We start from the raw sequence: 20,494 nt of genomic DNA on the forward strand, positions 1-20,494 counted from the left end.
TGTTGATTGAGAGGAATGAAGGGAGGAAGGCGGGTCAAGGCTGGATCGTTTGCTGGGCCTCCTTGAGCAATGCGACGACAGGCGCCACAAAGGGCTGGCGCATCCCGTCCTGCAGTTCCTGTTTCTGCTGGTCGCGTGCCTCCACCGCCATACGGGTGAGGGCCGCCAGCGGCGCCAAGAGTTGCCGGAGGTAGCGACCTACGTGCTTCAGGGCGGCGAACTTCGGAGGGATGGAGCTGGAAGATTCCCCGTTGCGGGTGAACTTCCTTGGGCGGGGGGCCAGCTTGAACAGCGCGTGACTAAGAGCGAAGTCCTCGGCCTGCCTGCCGGCGAACCGTTGGGACTGCTGACCGGCGAAGACCAGGAAGGCGCACAGGACCACCAGGAATTCCCGGGGCTGGACGCCATGCCGCAGGACCCTTGCGACCTCTTCAGCGCCGGGGAACGGCTCCTGACCGCGACCGCTGGCCGCAGCTGCCTCAGCGGTCCAGGCTGTTACCGCCTTCAGGGAGGCGACCAGGCAGAGGTGGTCCGGCTGACTGTCGAACAGCTCTCGGACCTGGAGGATGAGGTCCTGGTATTCCTGGGCATGAACCGGTTTCCCCAGGGGGTCCCCGTAGAGCCGGGCTTTGTCCTTGTGGTGGTTGCAGAGACTGTGAAAGCCAGAGCGGCGGCGGCCACAACCGGCGACAGTGCAGGAGTGACCCTGGTTGGCCGCCAGCTTGGTGCGAGCCAGGGCCGCGGAGAGATGAGTGGACATGGATATGACCTCGGAAAATGTTGGGGCGTGGGTTGACCTCCAGGGCAGCCGCTGGGGCGCCTATGGATGGGTGGTGGTGCGATGACCGTCAGCCCCTGAACTGGGCTGTAGACCGCATAGATGCTAGGTTTTCAGTTAACCCTCATCCGCCCTATAAGGGGTCTTCTATAGGGAGGTGAGTGTTAAGTTCGGTACTCGCCGATGAACCCGTAGGCGACTCCCGAGCGGACGAAGGAGCGACCCTCAGCGGCCCAGCCGTGTTCTGAGGGGTCCAGGAGTTCTCGGCAGCGAGTGAATGCCAGCTCTACCGCTTTCGTCTGATCAAGGCCCATGGCAGCCTTGACTTCCCTGCTGCTGACCTTCAGGACATCCTCAGGGATGGACTTCAGGTAGACCAGGAGCTGCCCGAGGAGTTGGGCTGCCTTGCCTTCGGCAGTCGCCTTTTTCAGGTGCTTGGGGTCAGGGTATGACCATTGAGCCCCGGGCATCACTCTGTCCAGCAGTGACCGGATACCGCTGTTCCTGTGAATGAAGTACAGAGACATGGGCATTGCCCGGCCCTCCTTCACCCGCCGGCAGCTTCCCCGGCTTGCGCCCTGGTAGACAGCGTGGGCAATCTCGCTCTCGACCAGCTCACGTATCCGGCTGCTGGGTGTCGGCTCCCGAAGGTTGCCGGTCTGCCCTTTGGTCAGCGCCGACAGGTCCAGGTGACTGCGGTGAAGCACCCCGGCCATGATGACGGTCTGGCAATACTCGTAGCCATTCAGTCCCTCATGCTGCCCCCAGGTGAGGAATTTGACCCGGGGCTTTCCTTCCTCGGTCCGCGCTTCCAGGTCAATCCCGGATCTTCGAAGGTCACGGTCCAGTTCTTTGGTCAGATCGAGGGTCCCCCGCTTGACGAAGTTAAAGACCAGGAACCCGCCCGGTTCATCCCACCTATCCCGGATGATGTCGGCCACCTCCTTGGAAACTGCTGAAGCTTCCTGGCGCGCGGCGGTGAAGCTACCCTCTATGCTGCTGCGTCCTCCCGGGCTGAGGATCTGGAAGACCTGGACATCCTCGAAGCTTTTGAGCTGCGCAGAGTCGAAGCTATCGATGTGCTGGACCGTCGGGTCAAGTCGTGCAAGTTCCCGGATGGGACCTGAAGCATCCAGGACTACAACATTGCGCAGAGTGGCAGGAACCGCTTCCCGAGCACAGACCACTCCTTGCCCCTGCTCGGTGGTGAGAACCTGAAGGGTCTCCTGCGACAGGGTAAGGAGGGTGTCCAGCTCTGAATCGAAGCCTCGAAGGACCCGGCTGTGCCGTTGCACGAGTTGCCGAAACAGCTCAACCGTGCATTCGTCCTGATAAGGGAGATTGACCGGAAGGCCGTTCCCATTCGGGTCGCCCGCCTCTTTGAGATGATCCAGGCCTGCCTTGATGGTCTCGGCGCATTCCTGCAGGTACGCCACCAGGGCCGACAAGGCTTGATCCGCCTTCCCCTCGGCCGCGATGGCGAGGCATGCAGTTGCCTGCCGCAGCGCCTGCTCGGAGAACGCGAAGGCGTCAGCCCGCAGGAGCGTTTCGTCATAGATCAGCAGCGCGCGCGGTTGGCCCTCGTGGGTCCCGAAGAGGTCGAAGTCCCTCCCGCTGCGGACACGGGCGTGGGTGACCAGCTGGAACAGCCGCGATTCGCTCCCCGTGGACGGCTCCGTAGCGTCGGATACCGCGTGTTTGAGGCCAATGTCAGCCTCCGGTACCCCGTGCTCCATCAAATCCCTCTTGAGCCCGCACAGCGCCTTCACCTTGCTGGCAGCGACAGACACCGGTATTCGGTACCCCAGCCGATGTGCGGCGGCGATGAATGCCGTGATGGCGGAGGTTTTCCCGAGCCCGGTAGGAAGGCCGAAGGCGCGCCGCCCCTGTAGCTGACCGGTGGAATAGCCAGCGAGGGTGTCCACCAGCTCCAGCAGGGCAGCACGGTGAAGTTGGCTCAGGACATTGCCCCGCGCCTCAAGGTCGCTCACGAGGATCGAAAAGGCCTCTTCCGTGAGGCGGACGGGATCAATGGTCAAGATGGTTACTGCTCCGTGGAGTTGAAGGGAAGCGACAAGTCCCCCACGGGGACGACAGTGGCGCCGCTGTAGGGGCTGGTGTTTGTGTCCGGCGCATCGCGGGCTACCGACCGGGCTAGAAGAAGGAGACCAACCGACTTCGGGCCTTCCTTCTGCATCTGTGAAAGGACGGCATCCAGGAACAGGCCATGCAGCTGCTGTAGCTCCCGCTGGCGACGAGGCGACAAGGGGCCCAGGTGGGTGCTCTCGTTGGCGAGGAGACGCCCAGCGACCTGAAGGATTTCTAGACTAGGGCGGCTGGAGCCCTTGATGCGCGACACCAGGGCGGCGACGGTGAGTCGGTGTAGTTCGGCCAGTTCTTCCCGGGTGGCCGGCCCGCTGTGTTGGTGCATGAGGTTGTCCTTGTTTAGGTCAATAGGTGGGGTTTAGGACCGAAAAGTAGGGGCCGACTGCTGTAAGTGGTTGACCCGCAAAGCGATTTCCTTACTTCGCCCCGGCGTTGGCCCCCACGGTAGGAGGCATCTGGCCCCTATGACGCTGCGCTCAGGCACAGGGAGGCAAGGGTGTGTTGAGCACTGGTCGGGGTATAGGCGAGTGGGGCCCGCGCCCAGGCTCCTAAGCCATTGAGCCGCCACGCGATTTCCTGCCCTCCGCGGGACGCCGAGCCGGAACATGTAGACGTACGTAGTTGACTGTCTTTGCGAGGGTCAGGGTCTAGACGCGCTGCCGCGGCAGCAGTCGCAGTGTCAGAAAAGGAACGGTTTCCGACACCCCAGGAACCAGCGCCGCAAAAGTGTTGGAAATCTAGCCTTGACACTATCCAACACCAAAGGAGATACTGACACCCATTTCCAACAGGAGACCCCATGTCCTCCCCTCGCGTCTTCGGGTACGGCCGCGTATCCACCACAGACCAGTCCTCAGAGAACCAGCGGCAGGAGCTGGCGGCAGCCGGCTATGCAATCGAGGCGAGACGTTGGTTTGCTGACGAGGGGGTTTCCGGCAAGGTGCCCGCAATGCAGCGCCCTGAGTTCGCTAGGCTGCTCGCCAAGCTCGACCAGGGGGACACCTTGGTGGTCTCCAAGCTGGACCGCCTGGGGCGCGATGCGATTGACGTGCTGCAGACCATTGAACACCTCAGCACGGAAGGTGTCCGGGTGAAGGTGCTGAACCTCGGGGACGTGGACCTGACCTCGCCGGCCGGCAGGGCCATGGTGACCATGTTGTCAGCGGTCGCCAGGCTGGAGAGAGACCTGCTGGTTGAGCGGACCCAGGCAGGGCTGGCAAGGGCCAAGGCTGAGGGCAAGGCGCTGGGCCGACCTGCCAAGACATCGCAAGGTGACCGAGCGGAGATCCTGCGCAGGCTGGCCGCTGGCGATACGGTCTCCGCAGTGGCCCGCGACTACTGCGTCTCCCGGGCTACGGTGATCAGCATTCGAGAGGGAGCGGCCTCGGTGCAGCCCTGAAATGCAAAGAGGCGCCCAGCGGCGCCCCTCGGTGTCCTGGCGGGCACCCCCTACGGGGGAAACCGGCCGGTCTGGGATTATCTAAGGGGTCTCACATTTTTGCTTAAAATCTTGGACCTTCGGCAAGAGGGCGTAAAACTCAAGCTCGCGGCATCCAGCGCGGATAATCAACCGATGTCCGTAGCCGATTATCTCCACGCCCTCCGCCTCGTGGCCTTCCAAAGTCCGAATCTCTCCCCCAAAGGCTCGCCCCGGGTACGCCTTCTGCAGCACCGCCAGGAACGCCTTGGACAGCTTCGTCATGGCTGCCGGTAGGGTCGCCCCACGTGCGCCCTCTGCGTCCTCCTGCGCGGCCCTAGACGCGTTTGCGGCGGCATCAATGGGCGCCCCCACCGAGGGCGAGGCGTCCCAGCTTACGGCAACCATCAAACCGCGCGCTTCTCAAGGTCAGCAATCATTCGGTCAATCGCCGAGGACCGCTCCAGCGGCGCGGGGCTGGTGTCGTCTGTCACCACCTCAACCAGGTGGCCGCCGATGTTGAGCTGGCGCCACCGCCGCTGCCACATAGGAATCCCAAGCTTCCAGCCTTTGAAGTAGCGGGGGATGAAGTGGAAATGGGTCTTCTTGGTAAACGGGATCTTCACTTTGGTCACCGGGGAGTCGGTTGCGGTGAAGAAATTCTCGCGGGCCGCGCCTGCCGCGCCAAGAGGGGCTCCACGAATGGCGATTCCTGTTATTGTCGCGCTTGTTGGGAAGATGAACTATTTATCCCGCATTAAGGACAGTCGCTCATGTGGGATTCTGCAAGCGGGATATTCCCGGAATCGAGATCGAGCGCTCGAATCGTGTCGGCCTTGCCAGCACCAATGCACTGCGGCTTGCTTCCAATCTTCAGCTCCCTTCGCTATCCGCTTCCATTAGAAGAAGTGCGGTCGTTGCGGTGAGATTCAGGCAGTACCTTGCAAGGTAGTCGGGCACCTTGACGGTTTCGCTGCCTTGGCCGTGCCCGCCACTCTTGTTCCGAATCGTCGGAACGCCGCTGGTCAGCAACGTGCGAACGGCACCCATCTGGGTCTCAAGATACCGAGGGAACAGTTGGTTTTCTAAGCATACCTCCACCAGCCGTGCCGCTGTTGCCCCGGGCTCAGCCATCCAGCCGCGCCGCTTGCACACCGACTTCATTGTGCTCTCGAAGGCCTTCAAGCACTCAACCAAGCATTCCTTGTAGCGTCGATGTCGATAGTGGTCGTGTGCTGTACGGAACTCGTCATTAGCACCGGCAAACCCGTCTTGACCGAGCAGGACAAGGGCAGGCTTCACAACTTCACTGTGGACGTATGCGGAATCCATCCTGATGATCCCCCCGGCAACGTATTGATAGCCTACACCGTGTTCTTTGAACCTAAGGTTCAGTTCTTCTACGGCCTCGTCGGCGCTCAGGGAACGGCTTGAAAAATACGGATCAATCTCTCGAAGATGAAGATCGATCAGCTTAAAACAAAGCTCAATCGCATCAAGCACCAACTCTACCTTTGGCTCCTGCAGCAAGAACACTTCAATGGATTTCCCTTTGTCGGAAAGTCGATCCACCAGATTAAGCAAGCCATGCTCTCGACACAAAGTGTCATGAATGAATTCAAAGCACTCTGACACGGTCTCGGCTGAGTATCTCTTTCCGGTCGCATCCCTGATTATGTAAAGCATCTGCACCCGCAGCGGCTTAGGGATCTCGTCGTAGGCGTAAACATCCGGCACTTCGCCCCGTAGCTTCTTCTGACGTTTTGAGAATATATCGTAGGCTGGCATATTTTCGTTCCGGCGTGAATTGGCATTAACGGATGGAGGCGAGTTTTCTCCTCGACCCAACGCGCATATGCATGGCAATAGCTTTAATCAAAGCAGATTCTCGCCTACGGCGCGCCGACCGCGTCGTGAAGCGCATCACGAACCGTCATGTATTGCGTAGCGGCTCCAAGGGCTTCTTCAGTTTTGGCGCCGTACCTGGCCGCGCGCGCCACTCGCAGGAAGTTTTCCCGGCTCGGCCCGTCACTGTAGACCGCATGCATCATTGTGGGCACCCGGTGGCCTACGTAGCGCTGCACGTGAACCACCATGTCCGCCGCCTCGTTGTCCATCATCGTCATGAAGCTGCGGCGGGTCGAATGGAAGTCCACCTCCGACCCGAAGCCGAGTTTGTCCCGGTACCGCCCCAAAGCCTTCTGCACATGCCAGGAGCGCTTGTTGTCCGGTCCTCCAGGGCGGCACTCACCGAACAGGAAACCGCCCTCCTTGGCGTGCTCATGCCGCCTCTTCAAGACAGCCACAGCTGCGCGGTGAACAATGGGTATCGTGCGCTGACCGGCCTCGGTCTTCGCGTTGCGTATGGTGATCCAGTAGCCTTGCTCGTGGCCTCCATCGGTTGACCCGAAGTGCTCCAGGTCCTCCCGCTTCAGCGAACAAATTTCGTCCAGCCGCATGCCGGTTAGGAAGCCCAGCGTATACAGCTCCAGGAACAGCGAGCGGGTGTAGTGTTGCGGTCCACCCTTCGGTCCGTCTGGCGCAGGTCCGTACAGCTTCAGAATCTCCGCCTCCTTCCAGCCGCGCTTCTCCGCGTCCCCTCCTTCAGCATTCCGGCGCTTGCCAGTCAGCCGATGGTCGGTCCACGGGTTCACTCCGCGGGGCACCTGCCGTTTGCTGTGCAAGTACCTCCACAGGGTCTGCAGGCTCGACAGGCGGTCCTGCTTTGTGCTGTGCCCCAGGTCGCTGCGGTTGAGGAAGTCCACATAGGCTACAGCGCGCGCATCAGTGACGCACTCGGGGAGGCAGTCAGGGACCTTCAGAAACGCAAGCAACTCCCCGAGAGCATGCTCGCGCTTCAGCTTGGTTTGCTCCTTGAGATCCTTGGAGGAATGCAGTTCGGCCTGTGCCGCCTTCAACGTCAAACGGTCCGGTTGTGTGGCCGTCTGATAGAACTGCTGGGCCACCAAGTGGCCGTGCTTCGCCTCGACTTCCTCGGCGAGGTCGGCCGCAACGGACTCGATGACGTCTGCTCCATCGCTGTCCTCCTTCTCAAGGGCTTCGGCCATCGCCTCGCGCAGCTCTGTGGCGCGCCACGCAACTGGCTCGACCTTCTTTCCCGCGGCTTTGGCTTGGGACAGCAGATCGAACTCCAGCAGCCAATGAGCGCGGCGCAGCTGGACCAGCTTCGCAGCCTCACGAGCATCTCCGGTTCCCAGCGCCTCCACGATGTAGCTCTGTGGCTTCCCGGTCGCCGTCAGGAAGTGGCCCCGCAGGTGCTTCGGAATTGGAAGGTTGAGGTAGAGCTTGTGGCCGCGCTGCTTGGTGTACTTTATCGGGATGGGGGGCATGAGGAGGCGCCGTAGGTACAGTCGATAGGTACAGACTGTACTCCGAGAATGCAGAACCGGCGCCAGTCCTGGGCCTAAACCGTGAATTGGTTCTCCCCTCCTCGTCTCCACCAAGACACAACGCCCAACCGCTCTCGGTTGGGCGTTTTGCTTTGGGCAGTTCCCGCAACGGTGCGGGGTTGCGGGCCATTCTGCGTAGGCCACGCCTCCGCCCTTCCCCGCCGTTTCCGGCCCAGTTGGACTCTCTTTTCCTCTCTCTTCTCTAAAAAGTGAGGCGACTTTTTCCGTCTGGCCTACGCAGAAGTGCTTTGTTGACAAGGACTTACGCGAAGGTCGAATAGAGCGGTTTCCCACCGTCCTGGTGTAGCAAAGAGGGCGTCCGGTCTGGGCACGTTGATGATGTCAATATTCGATCCTAGGAGCTAGCGCCGTGACACGACAGTTCGACCTGGCGCTCGCGAAGGGGAACCGAGGAGTGCAAAGGTAAGACGGGAGGCGGAAATGCGAAACGAGGTAGGCGGGACGTTGGATCACGGGGTCGAGCGACAGCAGTACCTGGTTGCGGCCGAACTGCTGGACCTGGCACTCGAGCTCTTCTACGCGGGAAACCGCTACTACGCCGTTCTGCATCTGGCTGGAGGAGCAGAAGAGCTGCTGGCGAAACTGGTCGAAAGCAAGGGTAGGACCGGTGCCTTCAGTGATCACGTCGAAGCGATCGTGAAGTTGAGCCCTCTCGTTGATCCAGATGCGCCGCTCGACGCGAAATGGGTGAGGTGGCGGCTGAACGAGGCAAGAAACTCGACCAAGCACGAACGCCCGGACGGGCTACTTCGCTTTGACCCTCGCGCTGAGGCCTGGGATATGCTCGATCGCGCAGTAAGCAACTACTACCGTGCGATGGAGTTCGTCCCTCTCCCAGAGACGCTGCTTGTTCGACGGTTTCTTGAGAACGAGGGGCTTGGAAAAGCGTGGTCGGGCGATCAGGCGGTATCGAGTTGAGGTACGCTGACGCGGCCCTCGCCGTTAAGACGGATTAGTCCCCCGTTGGATTGGCTTTGCTCGCCATGCCGCGAGACACTCCGTGTAAGCTCGCCGCTTCCCGGCCAGTAGGGCCGCGGCCGCGTCCAATGACGTGACGCAGTGGTCGTCGAAATCGTCACGAATCAGGGTCTTGAGCGGCTGCTCGCAGGTCGAACCGACGACGATCGCGAGAGGGTTGTGACACGTCACTGGTGCCATCTGGTTGATGTGCGCCCGGAAGGCTGCCTGGCGGAGGCACGCCGTGCGGGCTGCCATCTTTGAAACGGCCGTCTTGGTTCCGCTGCCCGCGACCATCTACTGCAGCGTGCCGCTGTGACGACTATGAGGGACAGACTGGGCGCGCCCGTAAAACTAGCAGGCTGCTGAAATACCTCGCCGTCGGCAGCGCATCCTGGCGGAGATGCGGCACAGTGTCACCCAGCACCCGAACCTGAATCTTGTTGCCACCTATGCGCGGTCCCGACACCTTCACCGAGAGCCTGTTCAGCGTCAAGAAGCTGGACGACTTCGTGCCGGCCACGCATCCGCTGCGGGCGATACGCGCGATGGTCAACGACGCGCTGAGCGAGCTTGAAGACATGTTCGCCGACATGTATGAGGACGCCGCCAAGGGCGGGCGTGCGAGCATCGCCCCGCAGAAGCTGCTACGGGCGATGTTGCTGCAGGTGCTGTACTCGGTGCGCTCGGAGCGACTGCTGATGGAGCAAGTGCAATACAACTTGCTGTTTCGCTGGTTCATCGGCCTATCGATGGACGACAACGTGTGGGTGCCCACGGTATTCAGCAAGAACCGACAGCGCTTGATCGAGCACGATGCGGTGGTCGCGTTCTTCAACGAAGTGCTGGCCCAAGCCGAGCGCAAGAACTGGCTGTCCAAGGAACACTTCAGTGTGGACGGCACGCTGATCCAGGCGTGGGCCAGCCACAAGAGCTTTGTGCCCAAGAAGGCCGGTGACGACGACGACGCGGGCGGTGGCAGCAGCAACGATGGCAGCGACTTCCGGGGCCAGCCGCGCAGCAACGACACGCACGAATCGAAGACCGATCCAGACAGCCGCCTGTATTGCAAGGGCAAGACTGCCAGCGAGATGCGCTTCATGGGCCACACACCGATGGACAACCGGCACAGCCTGATCGTCAATGCCGTGGTCACTCAGGCAGACGGCTATGCCGAGCGCGCGGCGGCCCGGGCCATGATCAACGATGCCCGGCAGGTCAACCCTGAGGCAGAGATCACGCTGGGTGCAGACAAGGGCTACGACGCGGCGCAGTTCATCGCCGAGTTGCAGCAGCTCAAGGTCGAGCCTCATGTGGCGCAGAACAAGTCGGGGCGTCGCTCGGCGGTGCCCGATGAGATCGCCCAGACCGACGGGTACGCGTTGTCGATGCAATGCCGCAAGCGCATCGAGCAGGCCTTCGGGTGGGCCAAGACCATCGGCTCGGTCCGGCAGGTGATGGTGCGCGGACTCAAGAAGGTGGACCAGTTGTTCGTGCTGAACATGGCGGCCTACAACTTGGTGCGCATGCGCTCGCTGGGACAGGTCCGTCTGCAAGGCGCCAGATGAGCAGCGCAGGTGCGCAACTCGGCCCTCCACAGGGGCGAACCGGCCCGGAAATGGCCCTTCTGACACTCCTCGCGACGGCAGCTACCGAAACTCCATCAGCTCGCGGGTCGAGGTAGGTGCTTCAGCGCAGTATTTCAGCAGCCTGCTAGACCGAGTCTCAGGGAGTGCTAGAGTATTGATGACGCAGACCGCTGCAAGAATTCTGGCCTGGTGTCTAGGCCGTGTCTCCGTGCCCGTACTGCCGCAGCGCGTCCTGAGCCTGCCCGTGCTCTGCATGGTCGCCGTTGGGCTGTCTAGCTGCAAGCCTGAATTGCCCAAGATGGGAGTGGATGCTCCGTTCATCACTTGTGCTGCCTTTGACTTTCGTGTGTCCGACAGCGACGAGTTGAAGGAAGCACGGCGACTCATGTTTGAAGCTGCGATGACCTTGGATATCAGGTTCGTGGCAGAAGCCCCTTTTAGCGGCTTTCGCGACGTGATTGGCGGACGGGGTCACCCAATGACCTTCGTGCTGAGTTCAGAAGGTGGGCCATGGAGCGACGAGTTTTGGCTTCGCGTGGAGTACCTGGCTGGAGGTCCTCCGCACACTGTGCCTTGGCTTCCAGATCACAAGCAGCCCTATGTGCCTCCGGCAGAATGCTTAGCAAGGTCCGTGGATCAGTTTGCGAAGCTGCGTGAATTGTTCAGCGAGAAGTGGCCGCTAACCGAGCTTGATATCAACAAGCCCATTCCGCTCCGGTCCAGGCAGCCCGCTGCAAGTAGGTCTCCTGAGAAGTAGCGCTGCGATGGCGGCTCTGCTTTCCGCCACACCTTCGAGCATCGAGTTGGCCAACAGCTTCTTCAGCTTCGTGTTCTCGGCTTCCAGCGCCTTCAGGCGTTGCGCGTCCGACACCTTCATGCCGCCGAACTTGGCTTTCCAGGCGTAGTAGCTCGGTTCGCTGAAGCCGTACTTGCGGCACAACTCCTTGACCGGCAGGCCTGCATCCGCTTCGCGCAGGAAGCCAATGATCTGCTCCTCGGTGTATCGCTTCTTCATCGCTCCGATCTCCATCTCGGGTTGATCGGACTCTAGACCTACCTGCTACGAAGACACGGAGGCAGCGCAGAGCAGCTGAACTGCTGCGGCACCCCCTTGGCAGCATTCAATAGAGGTTGCCTCGACGCGTCACGTTCCGATACATCCCCGGAGTAGATATCGGAGTAGATAAGGGACGATTAACGCCACTCCTCGAACTCGCGTAGCATCGCAATCGGGTACCAGGTTTGAACCAGATTCGAGGCAGCCGCAAGCAAAGGGTATACTCGATCCCCGGAACTCCTGCTTGACAAGTTCCCCCAAGCCGTCGGGAAATATCTAGAAAACATTCCCAAAATATAGCCAATAGCAAACACCGTTAGTATCACAGACTGTGTTCCACCCGACGCAAACGGCCTAATCGCGTAGGTTTGTCCCTGCCTATCAACGGAAAGGGACGGAAGTTTCTCGGCCACCTCGTGGAGTGATTTATGCCTTATACGTACATAATAATGCCGCACTGCGCCGACTCGGAAATGATAAGTTCTGTCATCAAGCGCCGACTCAATCTTAAACTGCTGCGTCATTTCCTCCAAAGAAGGCAGCCCATGCAGACCAGGAAAGAAGTCGATGTCGGTGTAAGTATCCGGTGAAAGCTGAAATACAAAAACCGGGAAGCAGTAGGAAGCCAGGCCTGTGATGCTTTCAAACTCTCCGGCCAGATCTGGAACACGCGCCGCCAAAGTCCCGAGAGTAAATTCAGATCCAACGGGGAGAAGGCCACCACTCTTGGAGAGAGTAATTTGGCTTGGGATAGGAGCCGTTAGAATAGAGGCTTTCCACGCGCAGTTAAGAGCATGCGCAAGCTGCAAGTATGTCCCATGGCATACTTTTATGCGCAGATCGGCAACGTTGGGAAGACCGCTGGCCAAGGTCTGTCCCCACTGCATCTCCGCAAGGCCATGCGCGCCTGCCAGAGCACTCTCCCTCATATTGGGGACTCGATAAAGGATCAATGCCCGACTAATGGCCAGCGTGCCATAGTACTGAAGAAGTGGCTTTACACTAACGTCAGAACTGGCTGCAGACTCGAAATAAGACCTTGCCTGCGCGACATGAGACGCCACTTCGCGCGCCTTGTCACTACCAAGCGTTCGACGATGCAATCGTTCAAAACGGTCCTTCACTAGATCGACACTCTCAAAAACCGAGAGGCGTCCCCATACGTTGCTCGTGTCGGCGTCAGGGAGCGAAGCGCGCTCGGCCACGGGTAATTCTTTGGGTGACGACGAATAGTCCAGAGCCGCCTGCAGGGCCTCACCGTCTATAGTTTTGCCGTCCGCTCTAACGCCAAAGTCACCCGCATTCATTCGCCCAATTATCATTTTTCTTCCTTTTCCGCAGACGCCATAACAAGCGACGCGCGGCCGTGCGCCTTACCCCTTAAGGAAGGCGTGAGCCTTCTCCGACACGCTGGGTCGCTTACTCCAGCTGCCAGCCACTCTAAAAAGTGCCTTCAGGGCGACCTATCTCCTCTCCCTCGAACTCGGAAAGGAGGTGCCCCATTTTCGTCGCTTTTGTTCTTAGATATGACTCGGATTCACGGGTAGAAGCGATTTCCAGCGCACATCGCTCCACGGTAATACCATGTTGAGCGATGCCGTCGATTTTTCTCGGGTTGTTCGTGAGCAATCGTATTCTAAGGAGACCAAGGTGCTTAAGCGCGAAAGCCACGCGAGAGTATTCCCTCGGATCTTGCGGAATACCCAGTCGAGCATAGGCATCAGAGGTATCAAGACCGTCAGTTCTGCCGAGTTCGAGTCCGAGGGTTTTATTGAACAGGCCGGCACCTCGACCATCACATAGCATATACACCAGCACGCCGCCATGCTCCCGAATCATCGCCAAGCTAGTGTGAAGCTGCTCATGGCAATCACAGTCTACGCTTTGGAAGATCTCCGCGGTATAACAGGCACTTTGAACCCGGCACAACGGCGCGAGATCGGTTCCACCAAGGTTCGCTGTTCCACTTCGGTTCGCAAGACACAGGACATTATCTTCCTCGTGCTCTCCCCAAGAAAAACAGAAGAAATTGAACTCGCCGCGGGAAGTGCGGAGCGTGGTGGAAGCTACTCTAGGCTCGTGTTGCATGGTCATTCTCGATCACAGGTGCAGCGCTAGAATTGCTAGCGCCTCCGAGCGCCTCTGGGGTGGGCACAAGTGGGAGCCATCTCTCATGAGCCTCCCAGGCGACCTTGCGGACCGCCTCAGCTAAGAGCTGCCTGCGCGAACGTTCGTCCGTTGCGTACTCGTGAAGACAATACTGAAACTTGTAGAGGTGATCTTCAAGTCTACGCTGGCAGTCCCTGTACAAGGACCAGAGGTTCTGGGGCTTCCGAAGCTGGAGCCACGCTGTGCTTCCCGCAGCCACCAGCGAAAGCGTAGAGGGTACGATCTTGCCCCAAATAATCCCATCGCCCAGTGTTACAAATAACGGACTTAGCAAACTCGACCCGATAACGAGTAGGAAGCATGCAAGCGACTCAAGTTTGTTGTGATCCGCTTTTTCCTTGAATCCTGAGATGCTGGATTGGGCGAACTTTTCCGGGTTTTCTGACATGACGACGCAGCGAGTGGATGCAGATATCCAGGCTAAGGCGCACCCGTGGGCATCGGGATCATTTGCGGCCTCGGCGACTGAATAACACTCTAACGGTGCTGCGGCCGTCTGCGGGTGATATGAGGACGGACGCTACTACAGACGCCGTGTTGCCGTGAAGATGTCACGCTTCTCAACTACTGACGCTGATCGCATCTCAGGTCAGCCGCTGCGGCGGGGCAGGAGTTGAATCACGCTCAACAAATTGCTTGCCCTTCATCGCCGTGACAGTGGCGCGGTCGAGTTGCGGCAGCAGGTGGCACCCGGGAGGTCCAGCGCCCTCCGTGAGCTTCGCGACCGTGACGCGCTCGCCGGTGGGCAGGCGGCCGGAGATGAGCCAGAGGTGACCCCGGGTTGAGTCCAACTTGAAGGTTGCCAGGTCCTGCGCTGGGACCTTCTTGCCTTCGACGCGAATTTGCGGACAACGGCGAGGATGACAACAGTCAAAATGCTGTACGTATACAACATGAAACGTTGGCTACCTCGGCCTCCCGACCGAGCCGCTACGGTCTTCCTGTTGGGGTACTTGGCTCGCTTTCGAGTGCTACTAGGCGAAGTTCGTATGCTAGCGACCAATACCTGATGCCCCCTTCTATGCCGAAGCCCTACGCCCAACTGCGCAACGAGATGGAAGCGCTGCAGCGCCGTATGGAAGCCGCGAGACGCAAGGAGGGCACCGGCGCTTTGAAAGAGATCAAGCGACTCGTCGCGCTCTACGGCTTCAAGGCGGAGGACGTGTTCGACGGCGAGAAGGCTCGCGCCCGAAATTCATCGACAGGTAAGGCCTCGCAGGCCGAAGTGCCGAAGTACCAGGACGCCCGTGGCAACAGCTGGTCCGGCCGCGGCCCTCGCCCGCGCTGGCTGCGCGAAGCTCTCGAGCGAGGCGAGGCGAGGCGAGGCGAGGCGAGGCGAGGCGATCGTATCCTTCCTCGCCGAAGTCGAGGGTACCAGCGAAGTTAGCGCTGGAAGCGAGAAGGCGCCAGCGAAGAAGCGTCGCTCCGCCGCTCAGCGGCCAGCAGCCAGGAAGGCCTCCCGCCGAGCTGCAGGGACGGCCAAGCGCCAGACCGGTGCAAAGAAGGCAGCGAAGCCGGCCGCCAGGAAGCGCAAGACGGTGGCATCCGCTGCTGCGAGGACGCCCGAGGCGGGCACCGTTCAGTGACAGCTGCCGCCGCGCAGGGTGGGGCCGATGCGGCCGCTCTCCTCGCTTCAGGCCGCTCGCGGTACCGAGCTGTCGGGAACGCGTGCTAGGACCTGCGCCTCCAGCATCCTGATCCGATCAGCCGCATCGGTGACCGAGTCGGTGATGTACTGTGTGATGTCAAACGGGATGTCGAGGCCAGCCAAGTCGTTGATGACCTGCTTGGCCTGACGGAGCCATTCGACGTGCATGCCGCTCAGCGTGGCGAGCTGCTGAGCAAGCGCGTCCGACTCGTTTGAATCAAGGCAGGCCTGAAACGCCATCTCGAGCGCCGCCGTAGTGGACAGCATGGCGGAAAACGGTTCATGCAAGGCCTTCGGCAAGTTGAACGGCTGCCCGTCATGCCAGGGCGGCTGGCTCAGCCAAGTGGCATGCGTCCATAGGCATGCGAATGCTCGGAACCCGGCATATCGCTTGTAAAGCTCATCGAGCGCTGGCTCTGTGCTTCCCTCCAACACCTGCCGCAGGCTCGGCAGGAACCCCAACATCCGGTCCAGAACTACTTCGAGGGGTGCGTCCTGAGCGGCAAGTTGCTTCATGCGCAAATCAATGGCCGCAGCCATCTGGTCGTGTGCGTGCATGCTCGTATCCTTCAATGGTGGTCGACGGATGGCGAGCTGAGCGCGGCACCTGACAGAGTTCGCAGAGTGCCAGTCGGAACCACTTGCCGGAGGCCAGCGGTGGACGGCCAGCACCGCCGGCTCACCAATTTGCCCACGGCTAGTGGTGGGCAACCCTTGGAGCGACGGTCGCAGGCGGCTCAGCGCGCCATGAGGGGGCGGGCCGCCGCTGGCGGCCTACTCGCCCTCCTTCAGTCCGTCGTCAGTACCAAGCAGCCGGCCATGATTCGGACGCGCACCTGCGCGTCCACCTCAAAACCCGCGTCCTTGAGCCACTTGCCGCGCAGGCGCACCCAGGGCACCGGCGTGTCTGCCACGCCAGGCGGCTGGCGGCTTCGGTCTTGGGGAAGGAACGCGCCGTTGACGTTGAGGTAGCGCTCGTTCCTCTGCAGCTTGCTGGTTGTGGGCAATGCTTCGCCCGGCCTATGATTGACATCAGCCACGATTGACTTCTCACTCAAGTTGGTTGTGGTTAGCCGATCCGAGGTGTTCCCGCACCTTCGGGTCGGCGCCTTTACGGCGTCGCCGCGCGAACAGAATAAAGAGACAACGTCCCACAGGGAAGGACCCAGCGGGCGCTTTTCTGGGTCATTCGGCTACAAGCGCTTCTGCTTGATCGCTGTCTCGGTCTCCCCGCTTCCGCTCTCGCACGACGAGCAGTAACCCTCTATAGCCGCAGAGCTTCAAGCACGGCGTGCTGTGGATGGGAAGCAGTCTTCGCCGGCAGGCTCTTCCGGATGCGCCTTCCTGCATTGCATCGCGCCGCTGACCGGCTGGCCCGCGTCACACCGCAGTGGATGCTGTGCAAGGTCGCCCTGGCGACCGCTGTGGACGATCCATGCGGCAGCCCCGTCGCTTTCCATCCAAACGTCCCGGATGCATCACCCGCATCGACCTCCAAGACGGGCAAAAGGTCGCCGACCTGCGCCACAACCAGAAGCGGGTCCTTCAGCAGTAGCTGAACCAGTCGATAGCGGTACCGGCGCTGTCCACCGGGACAGCGGTCCAGCGCCACGAGCACCGAGCGGTGAAGCCCTGTGACGAATCCGTCCGAGCGGAGCTGCCGCTCCAGTTCCCGGTACCAGATCCGCGTTCGTTGCCACGAGACCTCAGGTGCGAGCGTTGCGCAGCACCAGAAGCCGTACGCAATGTGACCGCTGACCAATCCCTTCTTCCCCATTGCTGCCTCCCTGTCTACGCGCTATTTTTCGCCGAGCCGGGTCCGCACTTCAATTACATATGGGGTATGGGACCCATTCCAACCAGATATGGGAGGCCTGATGGAGTTGAGGCACTTGCGCTACTTTGCAGCTGTTGCGGAAGCGGGCAGCCTGAGCGTCGCGGCAGAGAGTCTGTTCATTGCGCAGCCGGCGTTGTCCAAGCAGATCCGACAACTCGAAGAAGAACTGGGGGTCTTGCTGTTCGCTCGCCATGCAAGGGGCGTCGTGCTGACGGCCGCTGGCAAGGCGCTGCTGCCGGAGGTTCGCGTTCAACTTGCCTCCATGGGGCGGCTCGCTGACGTGGCCCGTCGCGCAAGAAGCGTCGAGAAGCACCGGCTCAGGGTCGGTATGGCCCCTTCGTTGGCCGTGCCGGTGCTGCCCGAGCTCGCGGCCCGGCTGCAGGCTCAGTACACCGACTTCGACATGGATGTGCGTGACATCCCGAGCACGGAGCAGACCGAGGCCCTGCTTGCCGACGAGATCGACATCGGGATGGCTTGCCTGCTGCCGAGGCATTCGGCGGTTTCTGTCGCCTGCAAGCTGGACGACACTCTGTGCGTCGCACTACGCCGTCAGGACCCACGGGCCCGAGAAGAATCGCTAGCCTTGCAGCAGTTCGTCGAGGACAGGTTTGCCGGCTTCACCGAACAGTCCTGGCTGGCGCGGGGAGATCGGCCGGACCCCGCCTTTGCCGAGGCCGGCTTTCAGCCCTACGTCCACTACGAGGTGGCGACCGTGCACCGGGTTCTGGACCTTGTTGCCGCCGGGCTGGCCGTGGCGCTGCTTCCATCCATCCTTGCAGTGCACCTGCCGAAGGAAGTCGCACTGCGACCGCTGCGCAACCTGCCTCGCTGCAATGCCATGGGCGTGTTGCGCCGGCGAGCAGATGCCAATCCGGTACTCGATTCCGTAGAGCCGGCCATGCGGGAGATCTTCGGGCGGCTCCAGCGGGCAGGAGAGCACGCGCTGCGCGACGCTACACCTGCACTGTGATGCGCCATGCCATGTCCGGGTGCCCCGCGCAGCACGAAAAGCGAAAACGCGGCGCGCATCGCTGGCTCGGTCAAGGAGCTTCGCAGGGGAAACCAAGTACCCGCCGCTGCTCCTGCCAGTTCCGCGGCAGCAGGTCTTCACGCCCCCGGATCATGTGAAGGTTTAGGTGCCGCGGCTGCTTGCCCTCCAAAATCGCTTCCACGATGTCGGGGGTCAGCAAGGTGAGCCGCAACGCCTCGGCCACCCAGCCGGCATCGAGCTTCAGCAGCCGCGCCAGGTCCTTGGTCGACACCGCCCCGCCCTCCTCCATCAGCCGCTGCCAGTAGAAAGCCTTGCCGAGCACCTTGATCATCGACACGTCGAGCGTCGACAGGGACGCCGGTGCATCCTGGCCGGTCGGCAGCGTCAGGACTTTCCGGATATGGCGGCGCCTGATGGTCAGCGGCACAGAAGTGACCTTCTGTACCCCCGTGTGATGGCTGCGCGGCTGCCCGGCGGCCTCAACCGTGATTGTCCGCCTCGCCGTACGGACCGTTGTCGCCCCCTTGTCCTTCAAGCGACCTCCCCTTCCTCCGCCCTCATCTTCTGCTCCTCAACAAACGGATGGCGCCCGATCTCGGGGCCAAAAGCAAACCAGCCGTCTTCTCGCCACACGATGTCCAGGCCACCGTCGTGCAGTTGCACCCGCTCAATCAACAGCCGGGCGATGCGCTGCTGCTCGGCAGGAAACAGCTGCTCCCACACCAGCGCCATGCGCTGTAGCGCCACCACCGCTTGCGGCTCGTTGATGTCGCGGCCCGCCTCCCAGGCCTGGGCCGCCTTCCACACGGCCACCAGCATCTCCGGCTGCCGCAGTGCGGCGTGGATCTGCTGCAGCACGGCTGTCTCGATCTCGGCCGCCGGGAGCAAACCAATGCAGCTCACCCCCCGCTGCGCCGTCACGCCTGCCGACCGCCTCTTGTAGAGGTAGGGCGCGTAGTAGCGATAGCGCTTGCCGTTCTTCTTGTCGGTGTAGGTAAGCAGCATCCGTTGGCCATCCGGTGCGAACAACAATCCGGCCAGCAAGGACGGGTTTGCCGACGGCCGCTGGCGTGGACCCTTGCGCCGCTGATCGAGCACCGCTTGCACGGCATCCCAGGCGGCTCGGCTCACGATCGCTTCGTGCTGACCCACATAGCTGGCGCCCTTGTGCACGGTCTCGCCAAGGTAGAGGCGATTGCGCAGCAGCTTGCCGAGGTAGGCCTGGTCGATGGTCCGGCCCTCACGCCGATTCCCGGTCTGAGTGACCCACACCTTCGTGGTTCGCCCCTCGATGGCCAGTTCCCGCATCAAACGAGCGGCCGATCCGTGCTCGGCGAAGCGACGGAAGATGTCGCGCACCAGGTCGGCCTCATGCTCATTCACGACGAGCCGACGCTCCCGAACGTCGTACCCGAGCGGCGGCATGCCGCCCATCCACATGCCTTTGGCCTTGCTGGCTGCGATCTTGTCCCGGATGCGCTCACCGGTCACCTCGCGTTCGAATTGGGCGAACGACAGCAGCACGTTCAACGTCAGGCGCCCCATGCTCGACGTCGTATTGAACTGCTGCGTGACCGACACAAACGACACGCCGCGACGATCGAATGCCTCCACCAGACGAGCGAAGTCCGCCAGACTGCGCGTCAGCCGGTCGATTTTGTAGACCACCACGATGTGCACGCGGCCGGCGTCGATGTCGGCCAGCAGGCGCTTCAGCGCGGGCCGCTCCATGTTGCCACCGGAGTACCCGGGATCGTCGTAGCCGTCCTCCACCGGGATCCAGCCTTCATGCCGCTGGCTGGCGATGTAGGCCAGCCCCGCATCGCGCTGCGCTTCCAGGCTGTTGTACTCCTGATCCAACCCCTCCTCGGTGGACTTGCGGGTGTAGACCGCACACCGCTTCTGCGGCACCAGCGGCGCTCCAGACGCACGGGCGGCCCTCATTCCTTGCTCCCTCCACGTGCGGCCTTGAGCCCAAAGAAGGCCGGCCCCGACCACTGGGTGCCGGTGATCGAGCGGGCGATGGCCGACAGGCTCTTGTAGCGACGCCCCTGGTACTCGAAATCGCTGTGGCCACGCACCACTACCCGGTGCTCCACGCCGTCATAGATGCGGGTGAGCAGCGTGCCGGGCAGCAGGCTGTTGGCCTCCCGCTGGGTCAAGCGCGGGATGATGCCGGTCTCGCCGATGGCCTCCAGCCGGCGGCGCACGGATGGCGACAGGCCGCCGAAGGCCCGCTCCTGCAAGCGGTAGGCAATGCGGCTCTCGATGTAGGTCCGATTGTGGTGAGGCGGCCGCTCGTCAAAGAGCCGATCCCAGCGTGCCCAGAGCTCGGTCATCGGCAGGTGAGGCAGCTGGGCGATCTGTTCGGCCAGGCTCGGTTCGGGGGCTACTGGCCTCGCCGGTGTTCCAACTTTCATGCGTCAACTCCTTTCGGTTCAGAGGCGTTGGCATTGACGCTCTGCTCGGGCAGGAAGTGAAGTCCAACTGTCTCAAGTGTGGGATGTAGTG

19 protein-coding genes and 1 pseudogene are annotated in these 20,494 nt (G+C 61.4%); 5 read left to right on the forward strand and 15 right to left on the reverse strand.

The window, feature by feature from the left end:
* Window positions 1-34 precede the first annotated feature (34 nt).
* From N7L95_RS28195 to N7L95_RS28205, 3 genes are all read right to left on the reverse strand, one after another.
* A complete protein-coding gene (locus N7L95_RS28195; protein WP_301260953.1) occupies window positions 35-760 on the reverse strand; it encodes a hypothetical protein in 726 nt (241 codons plus the stop codon).
* A 182-nt stretch (window positions 761-942) separates the two neighbouring features.
* Window positions 943-2,817, reverse strand: coding sequence for a hypothetical protein (locus N7L95_RS28200; protein ID WP_301260954.1), 1,875 nt, complete (start codon window positions 2,815-2,817; stop codon window positions 943-945).
* Window positions 2,818-2,822: 5 nt separating this feature from the next.
* Window positions 2,823-3,209 (reverse strand): hypothetical protein, encoded by a 387-nt coding sequence (locus tag N7L95_RS28205; protein WP_301260955.1) that lies wholly within the window; start codon window positions 3,207-3,209, stop codon window positions 2,823-2,825.
* Window positions 3,210-3,683: 474 nt separating this feature from the next.
* Between N7L95_RS28205 and N7L95_RS28210 the strand changes: the two genes are divergently transcribed.
* Window positions 3,684-4,283 (forward strand): recombinase family protein, encoded by a 600-nt coding sequence (locus N7L95_RS28210; RefSeq protein WP_301260956.1) that lies wholly within the window; start codon window positions 3,684-3,686, stop codon window positions 4,281-4,283.
* Between the two features lie 425 nt (window positions 4,284-4,708).
* Here the strand turns inward: N7L95_RS28210 and N7L95_RS28215 are convergent, their stop codons facing one another.
* From N7L95_RS28215 to N7L95_RS28225, 3 genes are all read right to left on the reverse strand, one after another.
* Window positions 4,709-4,936, reverse strand: coding sequence for a hypothetical protein (locus N7L95_RS28215; RefSeq protein ID WP_301260957.1), 228 nt, complete (start codon window positions 4,934-4,936; stop codon window positions 4,709-4,711).
* Window positions 4,937-5,174: 238 nt separating this feature from the next.
* Window positions 5,175-6,089, reverse strand: a complete 915-nt coding sequence (locus N7L95_RS28220) for an abortive infection family protein (protein ID WP_301260958.1) — start codon at window positions 6,087-6,089, stop codon at window positions 5,175-5,177.
* Window positions 6,090-6,193: 104 nt separating this feature from the next.
* Window positions 6,194-7,651, reverse strand: a complete 1,458-nt coding sequence (locus N7L95_RS28225; RefSeq protein ID WP_301260959.1) for a site-specific integrase — start codon at window positions 7,649-7,651, stop codon at window positions 6,194-6,196.
* Between the two features lie 501 nt (window positions 7,652-8,152).
* On the opposite strand from N7L95_RS28225, the gene N7L95_RS28230 reads away from it, so the two are divergent.
* Complete coding sequence (locus N7L95_RS28230) at window positions 8,153-8,650, forward strand: hypothetical protein (RefSeq protein ID WP_301260960.1); 498 nt, start codon at window positions 8,153-8,155, stop codon at window positions 8,648-8,650.
* A 491-nt stretch (window positions 8,651-9,141) separates the two neighbouring features.
* The gene (locus N7L95_RS28235; protein WP_301260961.1) at window positions 9,142-10,257 is read left to right on the forward strand and encodes an IS5 family transposase; all 1,116 of its coding nucleotides are present in this window, start codon (window positions 9,142-9,144) and stop codon (window positions 10,255-10,257) included.
* 811 nt (window positions 10,258-11,068) lie between these two features.
* On the opposite strand, the pseudogene N7L95_RS28240 reads toward N7L95_RS28235, so the two are convergent.
* From N7L95_RS28240 to N7L95_RS28255, 4 genes and pseudogenes are all read right to left on the reverse strand, one after another.
* Window positions 11,069-11,293: pseudogene (locus N7L95_RS28240) on the reverse strand (transposase); the annotation flags it as partial.
* Between the two features lie 179 nt (window positions 11,294-11,472).
* Window positions 11,473-12,642 (reverse strand): YaaC family protein, encoded by a 1,170-nt coding sequence (locus tag N7L95_RS28245; protein ID WP_301260962.1) that lies wholly within the window; start codon window positions 12,640-12,642, stop codon window positions 11,473-11,475.
* Window positions 12,643-12,775: 133 nt separating this feature from the next.
* The gene (locus N7L95_RS28250; protein WP_301260963.1) at window positions 12,776-13,423 is read right to left on the reverse strand and encodes a GTP cyclohydrolase II; all 648 of its coding nucleotides are present in this window, start codon (window positions 13,421-13,423) and stop codon (window positions 12,776-12,778) included.
* Window positions 13,407-13,892 carry an SLATT domain-containing protein gene (locus tag N7L95_RS28255; protein ID WP_301260964.1) on the reverse strand — a complete coding sequence of 162 codons (486 nt, stop codon included), beginning with the start codon at window positions 13,890-13,892 and terminating at the stop codon, window positions 13,407-13,409. Before N7L95_RS28255 ends, N7L95_RS28250 begins: the two co-directional genes overlap by 17 nt.
* Before the next feature lie 633 nt (window positions 13,893-14,525).
* Between N7L95_RS28255 and N7L95_RS28260 the strand changes: the two genes are divergently transcribed.
* On the forward strand, window positions 14,526-14,891 hold the full coding sequence (locus tag N7L95_RS28260) for an H-NS histone family protein (protein ID WP_301260965.1): 366 nt from the start codon (window positions 14,526-14,528) through the stop codon (window positions 14,889-14,891).
* Between the two features lie 246 nt (window positions 14,892-15,137).
* Here N7L95_RS28260 and N7L95_RS28265 read toward each other — a convergent pair whose 3' ends face one another.
* Together N7L95_RS28265 and N7L95_RS28270 are read right to left on the reverse strand one after the other, a co-directional pair.
* Entirely contained in the window at window positions 15,138-15,710 is a 573-nt protein-coding gene (locus N7L95_RS28265) for a hypothetical protein (protein WP_301260966.1), read from the reverse strand.
* 230 nt (window positions 15,711-15,940) lie between these two features.
* Entirely contained in the window at window positions 15,941-16,192 is a 252-nt protein-coding gene (locus N7L95_RS28270; RefSeq protein WP_301260967.1) for a SymE family type I addiction module toxin, read from the reverse strand.
* Between the two features lie 852 nt (window positions 16,193-17,044).
* Between N7L95_RS28270 and N7L95_RS28275 the strand changes: the two genes are divergently transcribed.
* On the forward strand, window positions 17,045-17,962 hold the full coding sequence (locus N7L95_RS28275) for a LysR family transcriptional regulator (protein ID WP_301260968.1): 918 nt from the start codon (window positions 17,045-17,047) through the stop codon (window positions 17,960-17,962).
* Between the two features lie 70 nt (window positions 17,963-18,032).
* Here the strand turns inward: N7L95_RS28275 and N7L95_RS28280 are convergent, their stop codons facing one another.
* The 3 genes from N7L95_RS28280 to N7L95_RS28290 form a co-directional block, all read right to left on the reverse strand.
* Window positions 18,033-18,410 (reverse strand): hypothetical protein, encoded by a 378-nt coding sequence (locus N7L95_RS28280; protein ID WP_301260969.1) that lies wholly within the window; start codon window positions 18,408-18,410, stop codon window positions 18,033-18,035.
* A 104-nt stretch (window positions 18,411-18,514) separates the two neighbouring features.
* A complete protein-coding gene (locus N7L95_RS28285; RefSeq protein WP_301260970.1) occupies window positions 18,515-19,927 on the reverse strand; it encodes a recombinase family protein in 1,413 nt (470 codons plus the stop codon).
* Window positions 19,924-20,403 carry a DUF2924 domain-containing protein gene (locus tag N7L95_RS28290; RefSeq protein ID WP_301259325.1) on the reverse strand — a complete coding sequence of 160 codons (480 nt, stop codon included), beginning with the start codon at window positions 20,401-20,403 and terminating at the stop codon, window positions 19,924-19,926. The genes N7L95_RS28285 and N7L95_RS28290 overlap by 4 nt, the downstream gene beginning before the upstream one ends.
* Window positions 20,404-20,494: the final 91 nt, after the last annotated feature.

It is taken from the genome of Eleftheria terrae (genome assembly GCF_030419005.1).
GTDB classification, from domain to species: Bacteria; Pseudomonadota; Gammaproteobacteria; order Burkholderiales; family Burkholderiaceae_C; genus Caldimonas; species Caldimonas terrae.

Excerpts from the sequence above, each read along its gene's own strand:
- N7L95_RS28260 (WP_301260965.1), top strand. The coding sequence starts at position 14,526 with ATGCCGAAGCCCTACGCCCAACTGCGCAACGAGATGGAAGCGCTGCAG.
- N7L95_RS28245 (WP_301260962.1), bottom strand. The coding sequence starts at position 12,642 with ATGAATGCGGGTGACTTTGGCGTTAGAGCGGACGGCAAAACTATAGAC.
- N7L95_RS28235 (WP_301260961.1), top strand. The coding sequence starts at position 9,142 with ATGCGCGGTCCCGACACCTTCACCGAGAGCCTGTTCAGCGTCAAGAAG.
- N7L95_RS28220 (WP_301260958.1), bottom strand. The coding sequence starts at position 6,089 with ATGCCAGCCTACGATATATTCTCAAAACGTCAGAAGAAGCTACGGGGC.
- N7L95_RS28255 (WP_301260964.1), bottom strand. The coding sequence starts at position 13,892 with ATGTCAGAAAACCCGGAAAAGTTCGCCCAATCCAGCATCTCAGGATTC.
- N7L95_RS28250 (WP_301260963.1), bottom strand. The coding sequence starts at position 13,423 with ATGCAACACGAGCCTAGAGTAGCTTCCACCACGCTCCGCACTTCCCGC.
- N7L95_RS28230 (WP_301260960.1), top strand. The coding sequence starts at position 8,153 with ATGCGAAACGAGGTAGGCGGGACGTTGGATCACGGGGTCGAGCGACAG.
- N7L95_RS28265 (WP_301260966.1), bottom strand. The coding sequence starts at position 15,710 with ATGCACGCACACGACCAGATGGCTGCGGCCATTGATTTGCGCATGAAG.
- N7L95_RS28225 (WP_301260959.1), bottom strand. The coding sequence starts at position 7,651 with ATGCCCCCCATCCCGATAAAGTACACCAAGCAGCGCGGCCACAAGCTC.
- N7L95_RS28205 (WP_301260955.1), bottom strand. The coding sequence starts at position 3,209 with ATGCACCAACACAGCGGGCCGGCCACCCGGGAAGAACTGGCCGAACTA.
- N7L95_RS28290 (WP_301259325.1), bottom strand. The coding sequence starts at position 20,403 with ATGAAAGTTGGAACACCGGCGAGGCCAGTAGCCCCCGAACCGAGCCTG.
- N7L95_RS28285 (WP_301260970.1), bottom strand. The coding sequence starts at position 19,927 with ATGAGGGCCGCCCGTGCGTCTGGAGCGCCGCTGGTGCCGCAGAAGCGG.
- N7L95_RS28195 (WP_301260953.1), bottom strand. The coding sequence starts at position 760 with ATGTCCACTCATCTCTCCGCGGCCCTGGCTCGCACCAAGCTGGCGGCC.
- N7L95_RS28210 (WP_301260956.1), top strand. The coding sequence starts at position 3,684 with ATGTCCTCCCCTCGCGTCTTCGGGTACGGCCGCGTATCCACCACAGAC.